This window comes from Acidiphilium iwatense (assembly GCF_021556475.1).
GTDB classification, from domain to species: domain Bacteria; phylum Pseudomonadota; class Alphaproteobacteria; order Acetobacterales; family Acetobacteraceae; genus Acidiphilium; species Acidiphilium iwatense.
This window is the reverse complement of sequence record NZ_JAKGBZ010000029.1, coordinates 1-17669: the sequence shown is the minus strand read 5'-3', so window position 1 is coordinate 17669 and position 17669 is coordinate 1. Positions and strand designations below refer to the sequence as shown.

Here is a 17669-nt window from a genome sequence, read left to right as displayed (position 1 = left end):
GCGCATTCCGTGCCGAAGCGCCGTGAGACGCCACCGACAGCGTTGATTCTTATAGGTTGAATACAGAGTGGATCGGACTTTGACAAATGAAAATCGCAGCATCACGGTCGCGGTGTGGACGAAATTCGCTCTATGTCGCGCGCAGGATCGCCGGACTTACGAAAAAGGACGCCCGCGCACGCTCGAAATCAACGTGAAATACGGCATCGAGTTAAACTTTGGTATTCATCGTGGTGGATATTTTTTGAGCATTGCGGAACGGTTTCCGTCACGCCACTTAGACATAAGATGCCAATCATGTGCCGCCGTGTGATGTGGCAATGGAGAGCATTTTGCTTATCGAAAGCTTCGCCAAAAGCAAGTCAGGCGAATTCGGCGGCGAGACCCACCTGATCGTGACATCGCTGGTCGTGGGCGCTGCCAGTTTCATACCCGATAATCTGCTATCCGGGTGGTGCGCGCCACGCCGCCTACCCGCGGTTCAGTGATATGACCATGCGCGCAAAATGCTGGGTGGCCGGAATCGGCATCCCGGTTCTGCTGATCGTGCTGCTGGCGATTTTCTGGAGCTGGAACTGGTTTATCCCGATGGTCGATTCCCGCGCGTCCGCGGCGCTCGGCCGCAAAGTGACCATGTCGCATTTGCATGTCCGGTTGGGGCGGGTCGTCACGGTGCGGGCCGGGAATGTCCAGATCGACAACCCAAAGGGATTTCCGGCAACCCAGCCGTTCGCCAAAATCCGTCAGCTCACCATTCGGTTCAACATCATTGATTATCTATTTCACAACCGAACCGTCGTGCCGCTGATCGATTTGAACCATCCCGTGATCAACGCCGTCGCAACGCCTGCACAGGTCGACAACTACACATTCAAGGCGGCAAAGCCCTCAAAGCCCGGCAAGCCGAAGCCGCCGCCGGAAATCGGCACGCTGACCATTGAAAGCGGGCTTGCTCATGTCGTCGATCCCAAACTGAAAGCCAATCTGCGTCTGGTCATCGACACGCGGGCGGCCACCGGCATCGTCGCCAAACATCGCTAGGCGCACGAGATCGCGGTGCAAGCCAAGGGAACTTACAACAACCAGCCGGTTACCGGCACGATGATCGCGGGAACCCTGCTCCCCCTGCGCAACACGGCACAACGCTACCCGCTCGACCTTTCCCTGGCGAACGGTGCGACGCATGTTTCGCTGATCGGCACGGTGCAGGACCCGTTGAGCTTCAAAGGGGCCAACGTGCTGTTGACGCTGGCTGGCGACAACATGGCGGATTTGTATCCGCTGACCGGCATTCCCATGCCCGCCACGCCGAAATACCGGGTGACCGGGCGTCTCGCCTATGCCCATCAGAGCATCGAATTCACCAATTTCCACGGTCTGGTCGGCAACAGCGATCTGAGCGGCACGATTGCCGAAAAGCCGGGCGCCATCCTCACCAACGGCACGTCGAAACCCACGGTGCGGATGAATCTGATGTCCAGGCGGGTCGATCTGGTCGATCTGGGCGGATTCATCGGCACCAAGGCTGGCGGCGAGCATGAAGCGGGGGCGACCGCAGCGCAGCGGGCAAAAATCGCCGCATCGGAGGCGCGCAGCCCCAACCTCCTGCCGGACAAGCCGTTCAACCTTCCCAAGTTGAATGCCGCGAACATCTATTTGCACTACAAGGCGGACAGTATCGAAGGCAAGTCGATGCCGCTCGATGACCTTGCCGTGACCATGGATATCGTGAACGGCACAATCCACCTGCATCCCATCAGTTTCGGCGTCGGTACCGGCCGGATCATCGGTACGATCGCCCTGACGCCGGTTTCGAACAAGCTGATTCACGCCGTCGCGAATGTCAGCTTTGCCAATGTGAATGTGTCCAAGCTGATGGCGGCGACGCATATGTTCCGCGGCGCCGGATTGTTGCAAGGCAAGGCCACGTTGAACGCCACCGGAAATTCGATCGCTAGTTGGGCTGGTAACGGCAATGGCGGACTAGTTTTGTACATGACCGGCGGCAATCTCAGCGCCCTGCTGGTGTCACTCTCCGGCCTGGAATTTGGCAACGCACTCATCGCGGCCCTTGGCCTGCCGGAACAGACTGATATTCGTTGCTTCGTCGGTGATTTCGCGCTGGATCGCGGCATCTTCGATACCCGAACGCTGTTGCTCGACACCGGCACCGCGGTCGTGCGCGGCGAGGGTACCGTCAACCTCAAAAACGAGAGGATCGATTACCGTATCCAGTCAAAGCCGAAGCATTTCAGCATCGGCTCGCTGCCGGCGCCGATCGACATCACCAGCACGATGAAAAAACCCAGCATCGGTCCGGCGAAAAAGCCGTTAGTCGAACGCGGCATCGCGGTTGCGGTCCTGGGCGTGATCGCGGCCCCGTTGGCACTGCTTCCGACGATCCAGCTCGGCGTGAAGGATCCGCATGCGTGCCAGGATTTGGTCACCGAAGCGGAGACCCAGGATCGCGATGACAAACCTGGGCAATCGGTGCGGCCCGTGGCTCATGCGGCTCCGGTCCGCAAAGTCGCGGCGAGGCCGCCCGCGCCCCACGGCAATCTCACGACCAGCGCCCTCAACCGACAAGAGCTGAAAAAGGTGCAGCACCAGCGTCCTTGATACGGTGGAAACGCTCTACTCATCCGTTGTAAAGCTGGAGGACTTCGGCGTCATTCCATGTGGCGCGCCAGCCGCCATTGCGCACCAGCGCCTCAAGACTGGTCCAGGCGAGTTGGCCGACCGCGCGGCTCGCGGTGGAAAGCGGCTTGCCGGCCTGATAGCCGAGATGAATCCGGCGCATCAGCGCCGGGCGTTCCACCCGCCAGGATCGGAACGTCCCGCTACGCAATTCCTGCTCGATCGCCATGGTCGGCAACATGCCGAAACCCGCGCCGCGTGCCGCGAGCTGCTTGATCTGACGGTAGGAGTCGATTTCGATCGCGGGGTCGAGGGTTTTGTGGATCGATTTGGCCGCCCGGTCGATCAGGTTGCGCAGGCCGTGGGCCGGACCGGGCACGATCAGTTTCAGGTTCAGCGCCGCACCGAGGCCGATGCTCTCGCCGCGCGGCAGCTTCTTCATCGTGGGAATGCCGAAAAACTGGATGTCCTCGGTGAGCGCGTGATGCAGGGTCAGGCCTTTTTCGTCCTCGACATTGTAGAGCATCGCGAGATCCACCGAACCATCACGCAGCCAGTTCAGCACGTAGCCGCTCATCGCCTCGACGATCCTGATCCGCACCTTCGGGTAGCGGTGCGCCGCCGCTTCGATCAGCTTCACGCCGAGCTGCTCGCTGATCGTCCCCGGCATGCCGAAACGCACCTCGCCGCTGGGAATCGCGGCACCGCCGCGCACCTGATCCGGCAGGGAAGCGACTTGGGCGCAGATGGCCCGCGCATGGTCGAGCAGACGCAGACCGGCCTCGGTCGGGATCACGCCGCGCGCAGTGCGATGCAGGAGAGTCACGCCGAGATCGGCCTCGATCGCGAGCACGTGCTGGCTCAGCGCCGGCTGCGCGACATGGAGAAGCCGTGCCGCGCGCGACACCGAGCCGGCTTCGACGATGCCGATGAAATAGCGCAACTGGCGGATGTCCATGCCGCGATTCCCGTGAGCTAGATGATTATCATATACATCCTAGAAAAAATATCTATTTTTCATCTGGCCTGGAAGCGACCAGAACCGGCGCCGGCATGAGCTACGCGCAGGCCGAGAAGGAGATTCAATTGGACCAGACGATCGATCATGACCCGCACGCGGCGATCCGCGACGAGGTGCGCAAGCTGTGCGCCGATTTTCCCGGTCCCTACTGGCGCGATCTCGACCGCGAGGGCGCCTACCCGACCGATTTCGTCAACGCGCTCGCCGCAGGCGGCTGGCTCGCCGCGCTGATCCCGGAGGAATATGGCGGATCGGGCCTACCCTTGTCCGCCGCCGCCGCGATTCTGGAGGAAATCCAGCACGCCGGCTGCAACGGTGCTGCCTGCCATGCGCAGATGTATATCATGGGCGCTCTGCTCCGGCACGGCAGCGAGGCGCAGAAGCGGCTCTATCTGCCGCAAATCGCCATCGGCGCGTTGCGGCTTCAGGCCTTCGGCGTCACCGAGCCGACCAGCGGCACCGATACCACCGCGCTGAGCACCACCGCGCGGCGGGAGGGCGACCACTACATCGTCAACGGCCAGAAAATCTGGACCTCGCGTGCCGAACATTCCGACCTGATGCTGCTGCTCGCGCGCACCACGCCGCGCGACCAGGTTGCCAAACGCACCGACGGGCTCTCGGTGTTTCTGGTCGATATGCGCGCGGTGAAGGGCGACAGCCTGACGATCAGGCCGATCCGCACCATGATGAACCACGCGACGACCGAGGTGTTCTTCGACAATATGCGCATCCCGGCGGATGCGCTGGTCGGCGAGGAGGGGCGCGGCTTTCGCTACGTTCTGTCGGGGATGAATGCCGAGCGCATCCTGATCGCCGCCGAATGCATCGGCGATGCCAAATGGTTCATCGAAAAATCCACCAATTACGCGAACGAGCGGGTGGTGTTCGGGCGCAGGATCGGCCAGAACCAGGGCATCCAGTTCCCGATCGCGAAATCCTATGCGCGGATGCGCGCCGCAGAACTGATGGTGAGCCGCGCCGCCGCTCTGTTCAAGGCCGGGCGCGATTGCGGCGCGGAAGCGAACATGGCGAAACTGCTCGCCGCCGAAGCTTCGTGGGAGGCCGCCGAAGCCTGCGTGCAGACCCATGGCGGTTTCGCTTTCGCCGAGGAATACGACGTGGAGCGCAAGTTTCGCGAGACCCGCCTGTATCAGGTGGCGCCGATCTCCACCAACCTCATTCTCAGCTACCTCGCCGAGCACGTGCTCGGCCTGCCGCGATCCTATTGATGGCGGCCGGAAACAGTCCGTTAGAAGGCTTGGTCGTCGTCGCTGTCGAGCAGGCGGTCGCGGCGCCGTTCTGCACCGCGCGGCTCGCCGATGCCGGTGCGCGGGTGATCAAGATCGAGCGCCCCGAGGGCGATTTCGCCCGGTTCTACGACGATGCGACGCCGGCCGGCAGTTCCTATTTCGTCTGGCTGAACCGGGGCAAGCGGTCGGTCGTTCTCGATCTCAGCAAGGCCCGCGCGCGCGCGCAGCTTGAAGCGATCATCGCGCGCGCCGACATCCTGGTGCAGAATCTCAAGCCCGGCGCGATGGAACGGCTCGGCCTGAAAATCGAGCGGCTGCGGCAGGATTTTCCGGCGCTGATCTGCTGCTCGATCACCGGCTATGGCGATAGCGGGCCGCTCGCCGCGCGCAAGGCCTATGATCTTCTGGTGCAGGCGGAATCCGGCCTCGCCTCGATCACCGGCGGACCGGGCGAGCCGGCGCGCGCCGGTATTTCGGTGGTGGATATCGCGACCGGCGCGACCGCTCATGCCGCGATCCTGGAAGCGCTGATCGCGCGCAGCCACACCGGCAAGGGCGCCGATATCCGCGTCTCGATGTTCGACGTGATGGCCGACTGGCTCACCGTGCCGCTGCTCAACGCCGAAGCCGGCAAGCCGCCCAAGCGGGTCGGTCTCGCGCATCCCTCGATCGCGCCCTATGGCGTGTTCGCGACACAGGATGGGCGCGGCATCCTGATTTCGATCCAGAGCGAGCGGGAATGGCGGGTCTTCTGCGCCGATGTTCTCGGCGACGCCGCGATGGCGAGCGATCCGCGCTTTTGCCGCAACGTGGCGCGGGTGAAGAACCGTGCCGAAACCGACGGCGCGGTGGGGCGGGCCTTCGCATCGCTCCGGGCCGACGATTTGATCAAGCTTCTGAACGATGCCGATATCGCCTTCGCCGAGGTGAACGACATGGCGGCGCTGTCGCGTCATCCGCATCTGCGCCGGATCATGGTGGAGACCGAAGCCGGAGAGGTTTCCTTTCCCGCTCCGGCACCGGTTTTGCAGGGCAGCACACCGCATTACGGTGCGGTGCCGGCGCTCGGCGATCATACCGATGCCGTGTTGGCGGAATTCGCCGGAGGGGTATGATGACCGAAGCAACCGAACTGGATGTCGGTGCGCTGCGCGGCTGGATCGGCCGCCGCGAGACCGTGCGCGACATGCTAACGCCAAGACTGGTGCGGGAATTGCAGGCGACGCTGGATCAGGATGCGGCGGTGCCGGAGGACGGCGCGAAGGCACCGCTCGCGATCCATTGGTGCCTCGCGCCGCCGGCCGCACCGGGTTCGGCGCTCGGGCCGGACGGCCACCCGGCGCGTGGCGGTTTCCTGCCGCCGGTGCCGTTGCCGCGCCGCATGTGGGCAGGCGGTGCCTTGCGGTTTCACGACCGGCTGCGCGTCGACGACGCGGTAGAGCGGCGGTCGCGCATCGCCGATGTCAGCGTGAAGCGGGGGCGCAGCGGCACGCTGTGCTTCGTCGCGGTCGATCATGAAATCGCGACCGCGCGCGGTATCGCGATCGCCGAGCGTCAGGACATCGTCTATCGCGCGCTGGAGGACGGTAGTGCCAAACCGCCCGCTCCCGCCGCACTGCCGCGGGCCGAATTCCGCCGCGAGATGCGGGCCGATCCGGTCCTGCTGTTCCGCTATTCCGCACTGACCTTCAACGGTCATCGCATCCATTTCGATCGGAGCTATGTCACCGAGGTCGAAAACTATCCCGGCCTGATCGTTCACGGCCCTTTGCAGGCGACCCTGCTGATCGAGTTCGCCGCCGCGACCGAAGGACGCGCCCCCGCCGGTTTCACCTTTCGCGGCGTGAGCCCCTTGTTCGATTTTACCCCGTTCGCGCTTTGCGCGCGACGCAACGAGACGGGTCTCGCCCTCTGGATCGAAACGGCGGACGGCATTCGCACCATGGAGGCGCAAGCTACATGGTGAGCAGATCAGACATCGCACCGCCGGGGGAATGACGCCGTGACCATAACAAAACAGCTTTCCGGTTTCACCGCATCCTTGCGCTGCCGGGATCTTTCGCCTGACGTGATCGCGCGTACCCGGCTTCTCGTGCTGGATCTGATCGGCAATGTCGTGCGCGCGCGGCACGACGCCGAAAGCACGCCGTCCCTGCTTGCCGCCGTGCGCGTGATGGGTCTGGCGAACGGCGATGCCCGCGTGTTCGCCGATCCCGCAACCTATGCGCCGGCCGGCGCGGTTCTGATCAATGCGACTCTCGCGCACTCGCTCGACTTCGACGATACCCATGCCGCCGCCATCGTGCATCCCGGCGCGCCGGTGATTCCCGCCGCCCTCGCGGCCGCCGAGCTGGTGAGCGCTTCGGGGGAAGACACCCTTGCCGCCATCGTCGCGGGATACGAAATCGCCTTGCGCCTCGCCCTCGCTTTGCCCGCCGGCGCGCATTACGATCGCGGCTTTCACCCCTCCGCGACCTGCGGCGCGTTCGGTGCCGCCGCCGCCACCGCGCGCGTCTTCGGCCTCGATGCCGCCGCGACGGAATCGGCCTTCGGCATCGCGCTCAGCCAGAGCGCCGGCAGTTTGCAGTTTCTGGCGAACGGCGCCTGGACCAAGCGGTTTCAGGTCGGCTGGGCCGGCATGGCGGGCTTCGCCGCGGCCACGCTCGCGCGCGAGGGATTTCGCGGCGCCGCCGATCCGATCGAGGGCAGGCACGGCTTCCTGAACGCCTATGCGCCCGCGCCGGAGCCCGCGCGCGCCGTGCGCGATCTCGGCATGGTCTGGGAATTGATGCGCACGGGGGTAAAACCCTATCCGTCCTGCCGCTGGGGCCATGCCGGCATCGACGCGGCGCTGGCGCTGCGCGCCGAATGCAATGTCGATATTTATAACATAGAGCAGGTGACGCTCGGCCTGTCGCGCGCGGGCATGTTGCTGATCGGCGCGCCCGCCGACAAGAAGGCCGATCCGCGCAACATCGTCGATGCGCAATTCAGCGGCCCCTTCGTCATCGCCGTAGCCCTCGCGACTGGCGGGATGGCGTGGGACAGCTACAAGCTGCTCGACGATCCGACGATCCGCGCGCTGATGCAACGGATTGCCTACGAGAACGACCCGGACATCGAAGCCGAATTCCCCGCCAACATGTCCGGCAGGCTGACGGTCCGGGTTCGCGGCGATGTATTCAGCCGGAAAATCGTCACACCGAAGGGCGAACCGGAGACCTTCCCGACCGAAGCGGAACTGCGCGGCAAATTCTCGAGCCTCGCGGATGCGGTGCTGGGCAAACCACAAGCCAACAAGCTTGCCGACGCGATCCTGCACCTGGACCGGCTGGCGGACGCAGCGGCAATTCTGCGCGAGGGCGCGTGACGTTCTGTATAATAACTAAATGTCATCAATTCAGGACAAAGGACGAAACGCCATGAAACAGGACAGCTACGACCAGAACGCGGAACGCGAACTGATCGCCCGCCTCGACCGGCTACCGCTCTGGCCGCATTCCAGCGCGGTTCTCTGGGTGGTCGGCATCGGCTACCTGATCGCGTTTTTCGACATCACCAATGTCGCATTCGGCCTGCCGGTGTTCAGCAAGGTTCTGCATTTCACCGCCGAACAGCAGGCGATTCCGATCACCGCGAGCCTGGTCGGCTATGTTGTCGGCTCCTGGCTGAACAGCAACCTCGCCGATGCGATCGGCCGGAAAGGCGGCATCATGACCGCGACCTTGCTGTTCACCATCGGCTGCATCGGCACCACCTTCGCGATGGGCCTGACCTCGATGGTGGTGGGGCGGTTCGTCACCGGCATGGGCATCGGCGCGGAAATCGCGGTGATTTCCGCGTATATCGGCGAGATGGCGCCCGCCGCCGTACGCGGCCGCTATACCGGCCTCGCCAATGTGTTCGCCATGCTCGGCCAGGGCGTCGTGCCGATCGTCGCCCTCGCATTGGTGCCGAATTTCGCCTGGGGCTGGCGCGCGATGTTCTGTCTCGGAGCACTTGGCGGACTCACGCTGTTCGCGTTTCCGTGGCTGCCGGAATCGCCGCGCTGGCTGCTGAGCAAGCGCCGGATGGCGGAGGCCGCATCGGTGATCGACGCCGCGGAAGCGCGCGCCCGGCTGCGCATCGGCGGCGATCTGCCCCTACCGATCGAGGTCGCGGCGGAAGTGCATTCGCAGGGCTTTCCCACCGCCGCGCTGTTTCGCGCGCCGTTCGCCGGCCGGGTCGTTCTGCTGTTCGTGCTCTGGTTCATCTGGTATATCGGAACCTATACGTGGCTCGGCCTGGGACCGACCTTTTTCGTCGCGCGCGGCTACACGCTGACCCACAGCATCCTGTTCATGCTGGCGAGTTCGGTCGGCTATCCGGTGGGTTCCCTGCTAGCGACCGCTTTGGGCGATGCGTTCGAGCGCAAGCACACGATTTTCGCCGGGATGCTGCTCTGGACGGCCTGTTTCGTGGCGATCGGAATCGCCGGTTCGCCTTTGCTCATCTATGTCGCGGTGTTTCTGCTGGCCGGTTCGCTCGGCTTTTTTCTGCCGCTGATGTATGCGCTGACGGCGGAAAGCTTCCCGACCCGCGCGCGGGCGACCGGCGTGTCGCTGACCGATGGCGCCGGGCATCTCGGCGGCGCGGCCGGCCCGATCATGGCGCTCGCCGTCTATTCCTGGGGCGGAATTTCGTCCGGCTTCACCACGGTGTTCCTGTTCATGGCGGCGACCGGCCTGATCACCGCGACGATCCTGCCTTTCACCATCAACGCGACCCGCAAATCCCTCGAAGTGGTCAGCAGGGAATGACGGCGGCCGCTCAGGCGGGCTCGGCCGCTTCCCGGCTGAGCGCCTGCTCGATCAGCGCGACCGTCGGCGCTACGCCGTACAGCGCGATGAACGGGCCGAAGCGCGGACCTTCGCTCTGGCCGAGCAGCACCTGATACAGGCAGGAAAACCAGTCGCGCAGGGCGGCGAAATCGTGCCGCTTGCCGACATCATACAGCAGGGTCTGCAGCGTATCGGCATCGGCATCCTCCGGCAGCACGCGCAGGGACGCCTCGAGGTCTTCGAGGGCCGCGCGTTCGGTTTCGCTGGGCGCGCGATAGCGCTTCGCCGGCTTGATGAAATCCTGGTAGTAGCGCACCGCGTAATCGACCAGCCGCGCGAGAAACGGCGATGTTCGCGGCGTCGCGTCGGGTTTGTAGGCATGGATGAAGCCCCAGAGCATGTCGGGGGTTTCAGCGTTCACCACGGTGGCGAGGTTGAGCAGCATGCCGAACGGCACCGGGCTCGGCGCCGCTTGCGGGATGTCGCCCGCATGGATATGCCAGGCTGGATTGTCGCGTGGATCGGCTTCCTGTGCTGCTTTTTCGACATTGGCGATATACTCGTCGGTCGCACGGGGAATCACGTCGAAATAGAGCCGCTTGGCCCGCTGCGGCGAGCCGAACATGAACTGGCCAAGGCTTTCCGGCGGCGCGTAGCTCAACCATTGCTCGACCGAGAGCCCGTTGCCCTTCGACTTGCTGATCTTCTGGCCGTTCTGGTCGAGAAACAGCTCGTAGGTGAAGGTTTCCGGCGGCTCGGCGTCGAGGGCGCGGACGATCGCGCTCGACAGGCGCACCGAATCGATCAGATCCTTGCCCGACATTTCGTAATCGACGCCGAGCGCGAACCAGCGCATCGCCCAATCCGCCTTCCATTGCAGCTTGGCGGCGCCGTCGTAGATCGAGGTTTCGTAGCCGGTGCCGGAGTCGGGATCGCGCCAGGTCACCGTGCCGGCATCGACATCCACCGCCTCGATCGCGACCTGCATGACCATCCCGGTCCTAGGGTGCAGCGGCAGGAACGGCGAATAGGTCGCGCGCCGCTCCGGCCCGAGCGTGGGCAGAATGATCGCGCGGATCGCATCGTGCCGCGCCGCCACCGCGCGCAGCGCGGCGTTGAACCGGCCCGAGCCGTAATACTCGGTCGAGGAGGCGAATTCGTAGTCGAACCCGAAGGAATCGAGAAAGGCGCGCAGCCGCGCATTGTTGTGCGCGCCGAAGCTCGGATGGGTGCCGAACGGGTCGGGCACGCGGGTCAGCGGCTGGCCGATGAAGCCGCGCAGCATGTCCTGGTTCGGCACATTGCCCGGCACCTTCCGCAGCGCGTCCATGTCGTCGGAAAAGGCGAGCAGTTTCGAGGGCAATCCGGTGAGCGCTGTGAAGGCGTGCCTGATCCACGAAGTGCGGGCGACCTCCATGAAGGTGCCGATATGCGGCAGGCCGGACGGCCCGTAGCCAGTCTCGAACAAAGCGGCGGTTTTTCCGGTGCGCGCGAGGCGTTGGGCAACGCGCTCCGCTTCACGGAACGGCCAGCTGGTCGGGACGGGAGATGTGGTTTCGATCATGGCCCGGCTGTAAGGTCGGGACGCATCGCGGTCAAACCGGTTTGGCGCATGGGGCCTCTCCGCTATACATCAGTCATGGACTCCGCGCCGCGACTTCTGCTTCCCGATGCCCCGGCGCTGGTCAGCGCCCCTGGGCGCGCCGCGATTCTGAGCAGCGACGGTGAATTGCGCGTGCTGTCGGTGGAGAATGCCCGCTCCGCCCTGCGCAACTCTCCGCCGCCCTTGGTGGTGCATGGCCCGGCGACGCTGAAGCGGCTCGGCATCACCATGCAAGTGCTCGACCTGCTCGAATTGTTCGCCTTCGTCATGCCGGCGCAAAACGCGGCACCGACGCCGGCGGGCCTCGCCCGCGCGCTCGATATCGATCCGCCGCGCGGGCTGGAGGACGCGGCGGCGATGCTGCCCGATCTTGCCGCTTCGCTGCTGGCGCGCCTCGCACAGGGGCGAAAACTCGCGATGAACCGCAACGCCGCCGGGCTGGCCGCGCTGATGGGCGGAGTTGCGCAAGGGTCCAGCGATCCGAAGGATCACTGGAAGCGCAACGAAGGGGGCGCGGGCTGGCCGTGGGCGGGCGCGGTCGCCGCGGCGCTCGACGATGCGGCGGCGCGGCCGGATCGGGCGGCGCTGCGCCTCTGGTCGATCCTGCCGGAATGGGAGGATGAGGCGCCGCGCCCACCGCCATCGGCCTTTCCGGTGCCGCCGGACGCCGCGCGCACAAGACTTGCCGAATTGCTCGGCGATCGGGCCGAGGCGCGGCAATCTCAGTCCGACTATGCTTCCGCCGCGACCGCCGCCTTCGCGCCGCGCGCCACCCAGGATGCGCCGCACTGCGTGCTCGCCGAGGCCGGCACCGGCACCGGCAAGACGCTGGGCTATCTCGCACCCGCCTCGCTCTGGGCGGAACGCAACCAGGGCGCGGTGTGGATTTCCACTTATACCCGCCATTTGCAGCGCCAGATCGAGCAGGAACTGGCCCGGCTGGAGCCCGACCCGGCGCGGCTGCGCGCGCGGGTGGTGCTGCGCAAGGGGCGGGAGAATTATCTGTGCCTGCTGAACTATGAGGAAGCGGTCAATGCCGGGCGGAGCCCGAATCTGATCGCACTCGGGCTGATCGCGCGCTGGGCGCGTGCCTCGAACGATCACGATGTCGCGGGCGGCGATCTGCCGGGCTGGTTTCCCGAATTGTTCGGCGCCGGGCTGCTGCCGCAGATCGCCGACCGGCGCGGCGAGTGCATCCATGCCGCCTGCCCGCACTGGAAGCGCTGCACCATCGAGCACGTGATCCGCCGTGCGCGCCACGCCGATCTGGTGATCGCCAACCACGCGCTGGTGATGGCGCAGGCGGTGTGGGGCGGCCTGGACGATTCCAACGTGCCGACCCGCTACGTGTTCGACGAAGGGCATCATCTGTTCGACGCCGCCGACAGCGCGTTTTCCGCCGAACTGTCGGGCATCGCGATGGCGGAGTTGCGGCGCTGGCTGCTCGGGGCCGAGGGCGGCCGGTCGCGCGCGCGCGGCATCGCCAAACGGCTGGAAGATCTCATCGAGGCGGATGACCGGCTCGCCGCACCGTTGCAGGCCGCGCTGATCGCCGCCCGCGTGCTGCCGGGCGCGGCGTTTTTCGCCCGGCTTGCCGAGAGTGGCGATGCCCAGCTCGACGCGGTGGGATCGGGGCCGGCGGAGACGTTTCTGGCCGCGCTTGCCGCCCAGGCGCGCGCCCGTGCCGCCGAGCGGGAACGAGATTCGGGGCTGGGCATCGAGGTCGATCTGTATCCCGCCGAACCCGAACTGGCCGAGGCGGCGTCGGTGCTGGACCGCGCACTCGCCCGGCTGGAGGCGCCGCTGAAGGCGCTGCGCGCGCGGCTGCTCGACCGGCTCGACGAGGAGGCCGCGACGATCGAGGAAAAGGATCGCCAGCGCATCGAGGCGATGGCGCGCGGCCTGCATCGCCGGGCGATCGACCCGGTAGCCGCGTGGCGTCGGATGCTGGCGGCGGCGAACGCGGCCCCGCCCGCGCCCGGCGAACGGCCGCACAGCGTGCTGTTCATCCGGCTCGGCCGCGATGCGGCGCTGCTGTCGCATCTGCTCGACCCGACCGAGGCTTTCGCGGAGACGGTCGCCGCACCGTCGCACGGGTTGCTGATCACCTCGGCCACACTTCGGGATAGCGCGGACCGGGACGCCGAATCCGGCTGGCGCGGCGCCGAGGCGCGCAGCGGGGCGGCGCATCTGGCCGCACCCGCGATTCGCGCCGCCTTCGCCTCGCCCTTCGATTATGAGGCGCAGACGCGGATTTTCGTGGTGCGGGACGCGCCGCGCGACAATATCGACGCCCTGGCCGCCGCGTTTCGCGCGTTGTTCATCGCCTCGGGCGGCGGCGCGCTCGGCCTGTTCACCGCGATTTCCCGGCTGCGCGCGGTGCATACCCGCATCGCGCCCGCGCTGGCGGCGGCGAATATCCCGCTCTACGCCCAGCATGTCGATGCGATGAACAACGCCACGCTGGTCGATATTTTCCGCGCCGAGGAGCACGCGTGTCTGCTCGGCACCGATGCGATGCGCGATGGTGTCGATGTGCCGGGTAACGCGTTGCGGCTGGTGGTGTTCGAGCGCACGCCCTGGCCGCGCCCGGACATTCTGCACCGGGTGCGGCGCACCCATCTCGCCGGTGGCAATCCGAAATCCTACGACGATGCGATCGTGCGTCTGCGCCTGCGCCAGGCATTCGGCCGGCTGATCCGGCGCGACTCGGACCGGGGCGTGTTCGTGCTGCTCGACCGGGCGATGCCCTCGCGGCTGCACGCCGCGTTCCCGGCGGAGGTTACGGTGCAAAGCCTCGGTCTCGCGGAGACGATCGGGGCGATCGGGGGGTTTTTCGCCTCTTATATGTAACATATTAGCAACAGTCGGAATCAATCTTTGCGTGTGCCGCATTGTCATGTCGCGGCAAAATGCGTTGGCATATAGCTTGCGGTCGTTCTCAATGTTTTGCGTTGCAACATGATTTTTCGCCGATTTCGATGAAAAACCATGCAAATTGCGCAAGAAAAGATCAAACAGGAGGCTTTATGCAGGCTACCAAGTCTACGAAGCGCGAGAGGCTGAAACGTTCGAGGCTGATCGCGCTTGGCTTCGGCTCGGCGCTGTCGATGCTGGCGCTGCAATCGGCCCAGGCGTTCAACGGCCCGGCGAATATCAAGATCGATGGCGGACCGCTGGGGCCGCTTGAACTCTCCGGCGGCGCGGACGGCTATTTCTACGGCCTGTCGGGCACCGGTAATTCGGCGAATCCCGGCCTGCTCGGCACCGATAAGGCGACCGGCGCGGAATTCCTCAACGGGCTGATCCAGGTGCAGAAGACGACCGGGCTCGTGCAGTTCACCGTCGAGGTCGGTTCCACCACCTCGTTCGTTCTCGGCGCCGCGCCGACCCGCACCTCGGTGCAGACCTTTTCCACCGGCCCGCTCTATGCCGGCTACGTGACCCTGGCACCGAACACGAATTTCAGCATTTCCGCCGGCCAGATCGCCTCGCTCGAAGGCTATGAATCGGGCATCGACTGGAACAACGCCAATCTGCTGACCACCGACCTCTTCTCGGTCGAGAACTCGCAGAGCCGCGGCGTGACCGCGACCTATACGCAGGGGCCGGTCTCCGGCACGCTGACCTTCGGCGACGGCTGGGATACTGGCGTATGGAACTTCCTGCAGGGGCTGGTGACCTACACGTTCAACAGCAATAACAGCCTGTCGGTCTACGGCGCGACCAATCTCGGCCGCACCGGGCTGAACGCGAATATCTACGGCTCGGCCAATCTTCCTTACGACAAGTCGACCGTGGCCAATTTCGGCCCGTATTTCGTCAACTCGACGATGATCGGCGCCTATTACAGCTACACGCTCGGCAACCTGAACCTCGTGCCGGAAGTGCAGTATGTCTATGCCAAGGTTGATCACAAGCTCGGGCTCGACAAATACTCGAGTAATCTCGGCGCCGCCCTGTTCGCCGACTACCAGTTCGGCAAGTCACCCTACTCGATCGGCGCCTGGGCGGAATATTTCTCGAGCAACGGGCCGGATAACTGGTTCATCAATCCGGGCGCGCAAGGCATCGGCGTTTCCATTTCGCCGACCTGGCAGCACAAATATCTGTTCGTGCGTGGCGATGTCGGGCTGCTGCACCTGACCAAGTTCAGCAACAACGGCTCGCGCGGCTACGGCAATGATGGCGGCAGCCGCAATCAGGCCGACTTCCTGCTCGAAGGCGGCATTCTGTTCTGATCCGAAGGTGACGACCGGACGGAGTTACCTCTGTCCGGTCAGTTCGCACCTTCCAACGCCGACTCGGCTTCCAGCCACGCGGATTCCGCTGCCGCGATCTCGGTCGCGATGGCCGCGAGGCGCTGGTTGAGCGACGCGATCTCCTCCGGCTTCGCGCGGGCGTAGAAAGCCGCATCGGCCAGCTTCGCTTCCAGACGCTTTCGCTCCGTATCCAGCGTCTTGATTTTCTTCTCCGCGTCGCGCGCGGTGCGGCGCAACGGCGCCGTTGCTTCGCGCGCTTCCGCTCGGGATTTGCGATCGTCACGTGTCGGCGCCGCTTTGCGGTCCTGCGCGGGGGCGGAATTTTTCTGGGTGATCAGCCGGCGATAGGCTTCGAGTTCGTCGTCGTAATCCACCACGCTGCCACCCGAGACCAGAAGCAGCCGGTCGGCGACCAGATCGATCAGATGAGTGTCGTGGGTGACCAGAATGACGGCACCCGGAAAGTCGGTCAGCGCCCGCACCAGCGCCTCGCGCGCGTCGATATCGAGATGGTTGGTCGGCTCGTCGAGGATGAGCACCTGCGGGGCATCCCGCGTGGCGAGTGCCAGAAGCAGCCGCGCCTTCTCGCCGCCGGAGAGCTTGCTCACTTTGGTTTCGATTCGCGCCGCGTCGAGCCCGAACCGCGCACCCTGGGCGCGCAACTGAGTCACCGTCGCGTTCGGCAGCACGCGGGCGAGATGAAGCAGCGGCGTGTCGCCAAGCTCCAGATCATCCTCCTGGTGCTGGGCGAAATAGCCCACGGTGATGCCGCGGGTGCGGAAGGCGGCGCCGCTCATCGGGGCGAGCCGCCCGGCCAGGGCCTTGGCGAGCGTCGATTTGCCGTTGCCGTTGGCCCCGAGCAGGGCGATGCGATCCTCCATATCGACCCGGAGGCTGACATCGTTCAGCACCGCACGGCCGTCATACCCAAGCGTCACCCGGTCGAGCGAGAGCAAAGGCGGCGCCAGTTCCTTCGGTTCGGGAAAGGCAAAGCGGGTCGGCGCGTCCTCCACAATAGTGTCGATCATCGGCATCCGGCCCAGCGCCTTGAGGCGCGACTGCGCCTGCCGCGCCTTGCTGGCCTTGGCGCGGAACCGATCGACGAATGCCTGCATATGGGCGCGCTGGGCGGCGATGCGCGCGGCCTCCCGGTTCTGCTGCTCGGCGCGCTCGGTGCGGATGCGCACGAATTCGGCGAAGCCGCCGGGCGTGAGGGTGATTTTGCCGCGATCGAGATGGGCGATCGAATCCACCGCGCGGTCGAGCAGGTCGCGATCATGCGAGACCATCACCACCGATCCCGGAAACCGGGCGAGCCAGTTTTCCAGCCAGAGCGTGGCTTCCAGGTCGAGATGATTGGTCGGCTCGTCGAGCAGCAGCAGATCGGGTGCGGCGAACAGGGCGGCGGCGAGGGCGACACGCATCCGCCACCCGCCGGAGAAACTGGCCATCGGCCGGTTCTGCGCGGCTTCGTCGAAGCCGAGCCCGGCGAGGATCGCGCCGGCGCGCGCTTCGGCGGAGTCCGCGTCGATCGCGATCAGCCGGTCGTGGATTTCCGCGAGCCGTTCGGGCGCGGCGTGATCTGTTTCGGCAAGCAGCGCCATACGTTCGAGATCGGCTTCGAGCACCGCCGCCATCGGAGTGACCTCGCCCGCCGGCGCTTCCTGCGCGACGGTGCCGAGCCGCGCGCGGCTGGCGAGTTTGATCGTGCCCCCGTCGGGGGCATGAATCCCCGTGATGAGCTTGAGCAGGGTGGATTTGCCCGCGCCGTTGCGGCCGATCAGGCCGATCTTGCGGCCCGGATCGACGGTCAGGGCAGCGTGGTCGAGCAATGCGCGACCGGCGAGGCTGAAGGACAGGTTTTCGATACGGAGCAGGCTCATGCTAGTGTTCCGATTCGGAAGTTCGGCTGCGCTGACCGAGGCATCCTACGAACTTCCGAATCGAGCAGGACACTAGGGTGTGTCGTCAATTAAGCCAGATAGCGGTGGCGGTGAGGTGGACGCCTGCGAGGAAGTTTCTGGCGGTTTTGTCGTAGCGCGTTGCAATGGCGCGGAATTGCTTGAGTTTGGC

Annotated in this window: 12 protein-coding genes and 1 pseudogene; 9 read left to right on the top strand and 4 right to left on the bottom strand. The window is 65.3% G+C overall.

Annotation, left to right across the window (positions count from 1 at the left end; genetic code table 11):
• Nucleotides 1–489 precede the first annotated feature (489 nt).
• Nucleotides 490–1041, top strand: a complete 552-nt coding sequence (locus L2A60_RS13685) for an AsmA family protein (protein ID WP_235704987.1) — start codon at nucleotides 490–492, stop codon at nucleotides 1039–1041.
• Between the two features lie 15 nt (nucleotides 1042–1056).
• Nucleotides 1057–2619: an AsmA family protein gene (locus L2A60_RS13680; RefSeq protein ID WP_235704986.1), complete on the top strand. Its 1563-nt coding sequence runs from the start codon at nucleotides 1057–1059 to the stop codon at nucleotides 2617–2619.
• A gap of 19 nt (nucleotides 2620–2638) precedes the next feature.
• On the opposite strand, the gene L2A60_RS13675 is transcribed toward L2A60_RS13680, so the two are convergent.
• Nucleotides 2639–3595 carry a LysR family transcriptional regulator gene (locus L2A60_RS13675; protein ID WP_235704985.1) on the bottom strand — a complete coding sequence of 319 codons (957 nt, stop codon included), beginning with the start codon at nucleotides 3593–3595 and terminating at the stop codon, nucleotides 2639–2641.
• 95 nt (nucleotides 3596–3690) lie between these two features.
• On the opposite strand from L2A60_RS13675, the gene L2A60_RS13670 reads away from it, so the two are divergent.
• The 5 genes from L2A60_RS13670 to L2A60_RS13650 are packed head-to-tail and all read left to right on the top strand — an operon-like array spanning nucleotide 3691 to nucleotide 9710.
• A complete protein-coding gene (locus tag L2A60_RS13670; protein WP_235704984.1) occupies nucleotides 3691–4890 on the top strand; it encodes an acyl-CoA dehydrogenase family protein in 1200 nt (399 codons plus the stop codon).
• Between the two features lie 29 nt (nucleotides 4891–4919).
• The gene (locus tag L2A60_RS13665; protein WP_329603579.1) at nucleotides 4920–6026 is read left to right on the top strand and encodes a CaiB/BaiF CoA transferase family protein; all 1107 of its coding nucleotides are present in this window, start codon (nucleotides 4920–4922) and stop codon (nucleotides 6024–6026) included.
• The gene (locus tag L2A60_RS13660) at nucleotides 6026–6877 is read left to right on the top strand and encodes an FAS1-like dehydratase domain-containing protein (protein WP_235704982.1); all 852 of its coding nucleotides are present in this window, start codon (nucleotides 6026–6028) and stop codon (nucleotides 6875–6877) included. The genes L2A60_RS13665 and L2A60_RS13660 overlap by 1 nt, the downstream gene beginning before the upstream one ends.
• A 36-nt stretch (nucleotides 6878–6913) precedes the next feature.
• Nucleotides 6914–8281 (top strand): MmgE/PrpD family protein, encoded by a 1368-nt coding sequence (locus L2A60_RS20760; RefSeq protein ID WP_235704981.1) that lies wholly within the window; start codon nucleotides 6914–6916, stop codon nucleotides 8279–8281.
• 52 nt (nucleotides 8282–8333) lie between these two features.
• A complete protein-coding gene (locus tag L2A60_RS13650) occupies nucleotides 8334–9710 on the top strand; it encodes an MFS transporter (RefSeq protein WP_235704980.1) in 1377 nt (458 codons plus the stop codon).
• Nucleotides 9711–9720: 10 nt separating this feature from the next.
• Here the strand turns inward: L2A60_RS13650 and L2A60_RS13645 are convergent, their stop codons facing one another.
• Nucleotides 9721–11295 (bottom strand): lysine--tRNA ligase, encoded by a 1575-nt coding sequence (locus tag L2A60_RS13645; protein ID WP_235704978.1) that lies wholly within the window; start codon nucleotides 11293–11295, stop codon nucleotides 9721–9723.
• Between the two features lie 75 nt (nucleotides 11296–11370).
• Between L2A60_RS13645 and L2A60_RS13640 the strand changes: the two genes are divergently transcribed.
• Both L2A60_RS13640 and L2A60_RS13635 read left to right on the top strand, forming a co-directional pair.
• Complete coding sequence (locus tag L2A60_RS13640) at nucleotides 11371–14187, top strand: ATP-dependent DNA helicase (protein ID WP_235704976.1); 2817 nt, start codon at nucleotides 11371–11373, stop codon at nucleotides 14185–14187.
• Between the two features lie 176 nt (nucleotides 14188–14363).
• Nucleotides 14364–15575, top strand: a complete 1212-nt coding sequence (locus L2A60_RS13635; protein ID WP_235704975.1) for an outer membrane beta-barrel protein — start codon at nucleotides 14364–14366, stop codon at nucleotides 15573–15575.
• Nucleotides 15576–15613: 38 nt separating this feature from the next.
• Here L2A60_RS13635 and L2A60_RS13630 read toward each other — a convergent pair whose 3' ends face one another.
• Together L2A60_RS13630 and L2A60_RS13625 are read right to left on the bottom strand one after the other, a co-directional pair.
• On the bottom strand, nucleotides 15614–17479 hold the full coding sequence (locus tag L2A60_RS13630) for an ABC-F family ATP-binding cassette domain-containing protein (protein WP_235704974.1): 1866 nt from the start codon (nucleotides 17477–17479) through the stop codon (nucleotides 15614–15616).
• An 85-nt stretch (nucleotides 17480–17564) separates the two neighbouring features.
• Nucleotides 17565–17669: pseudogene (locus tag L2A60_RS13625) on the bottom strand (IS5/IS1182 family transposase); the annotation flags it as partial.

Coding starts and splice junctions, on each gene's coding strand:
- L2A60_RS13685 (WP_235704987.1), top strand. CDS start 490: ATGACCATGCGCGCAAAATGCTGGGTGGCCGGAATCGGCATCCCGGTT.
- L2A60_RS13675 (WP_235704985.1), bottom strand. CDS start 3,595: ATGGACATCCGCCAGTTGCGCTATTTCATCGGCATCGTCGAAGCCGGC.
- L2A60_RS13670 (WP_235704984.1), top strand. CDS start 3,691: ATGAGCTACGCGCAGGCCGAGAAGGAGATTCAATTGGACCAGACGATC.
- L2A60_RS13660 (WP_235704982.1), top strand. CDS start 6,026: ATGACCGAAGCAACCGAACTGGATGTCGGTGCGCTGCGCGGCTGGATC.
- L2A60_RS13650 (WP_235704980.1), top strand. CDS start 8,334: ATGAAACAGGACAGCTACGACCAGAACGCGGAACGCGAACTGATCGCC.
- L2A60_RS13645 (WP_235704978.1), bottom strand. CDS start 11,295: ATGATCGAAACCACATCTCCCGTCCCGACCAGCTGGCCGTTCCGTGAA.
- L2A60_RS13640 (WP_235704976.1), top strand. CDS start 11,371: ATGGACTCCGCGCCGCGACTTCTGCTTCCCGATGCCCCGGCGCTGGTC.
- L2A60_RS13635 (WP_235704975.1), top strand. CDS start 14,364: ATGCAGGCTACCAAGTCTACGAAGCGCGAGAGGCTGAAACGTTCGAGG.
- L2A60_RS13630 (WP_235704974.1), bottom strand. CDS start 17,479: ATGAGCCTGCTCCGTATCGAAAACCTGTCCTTCAGCCTCGCCGGTCGC.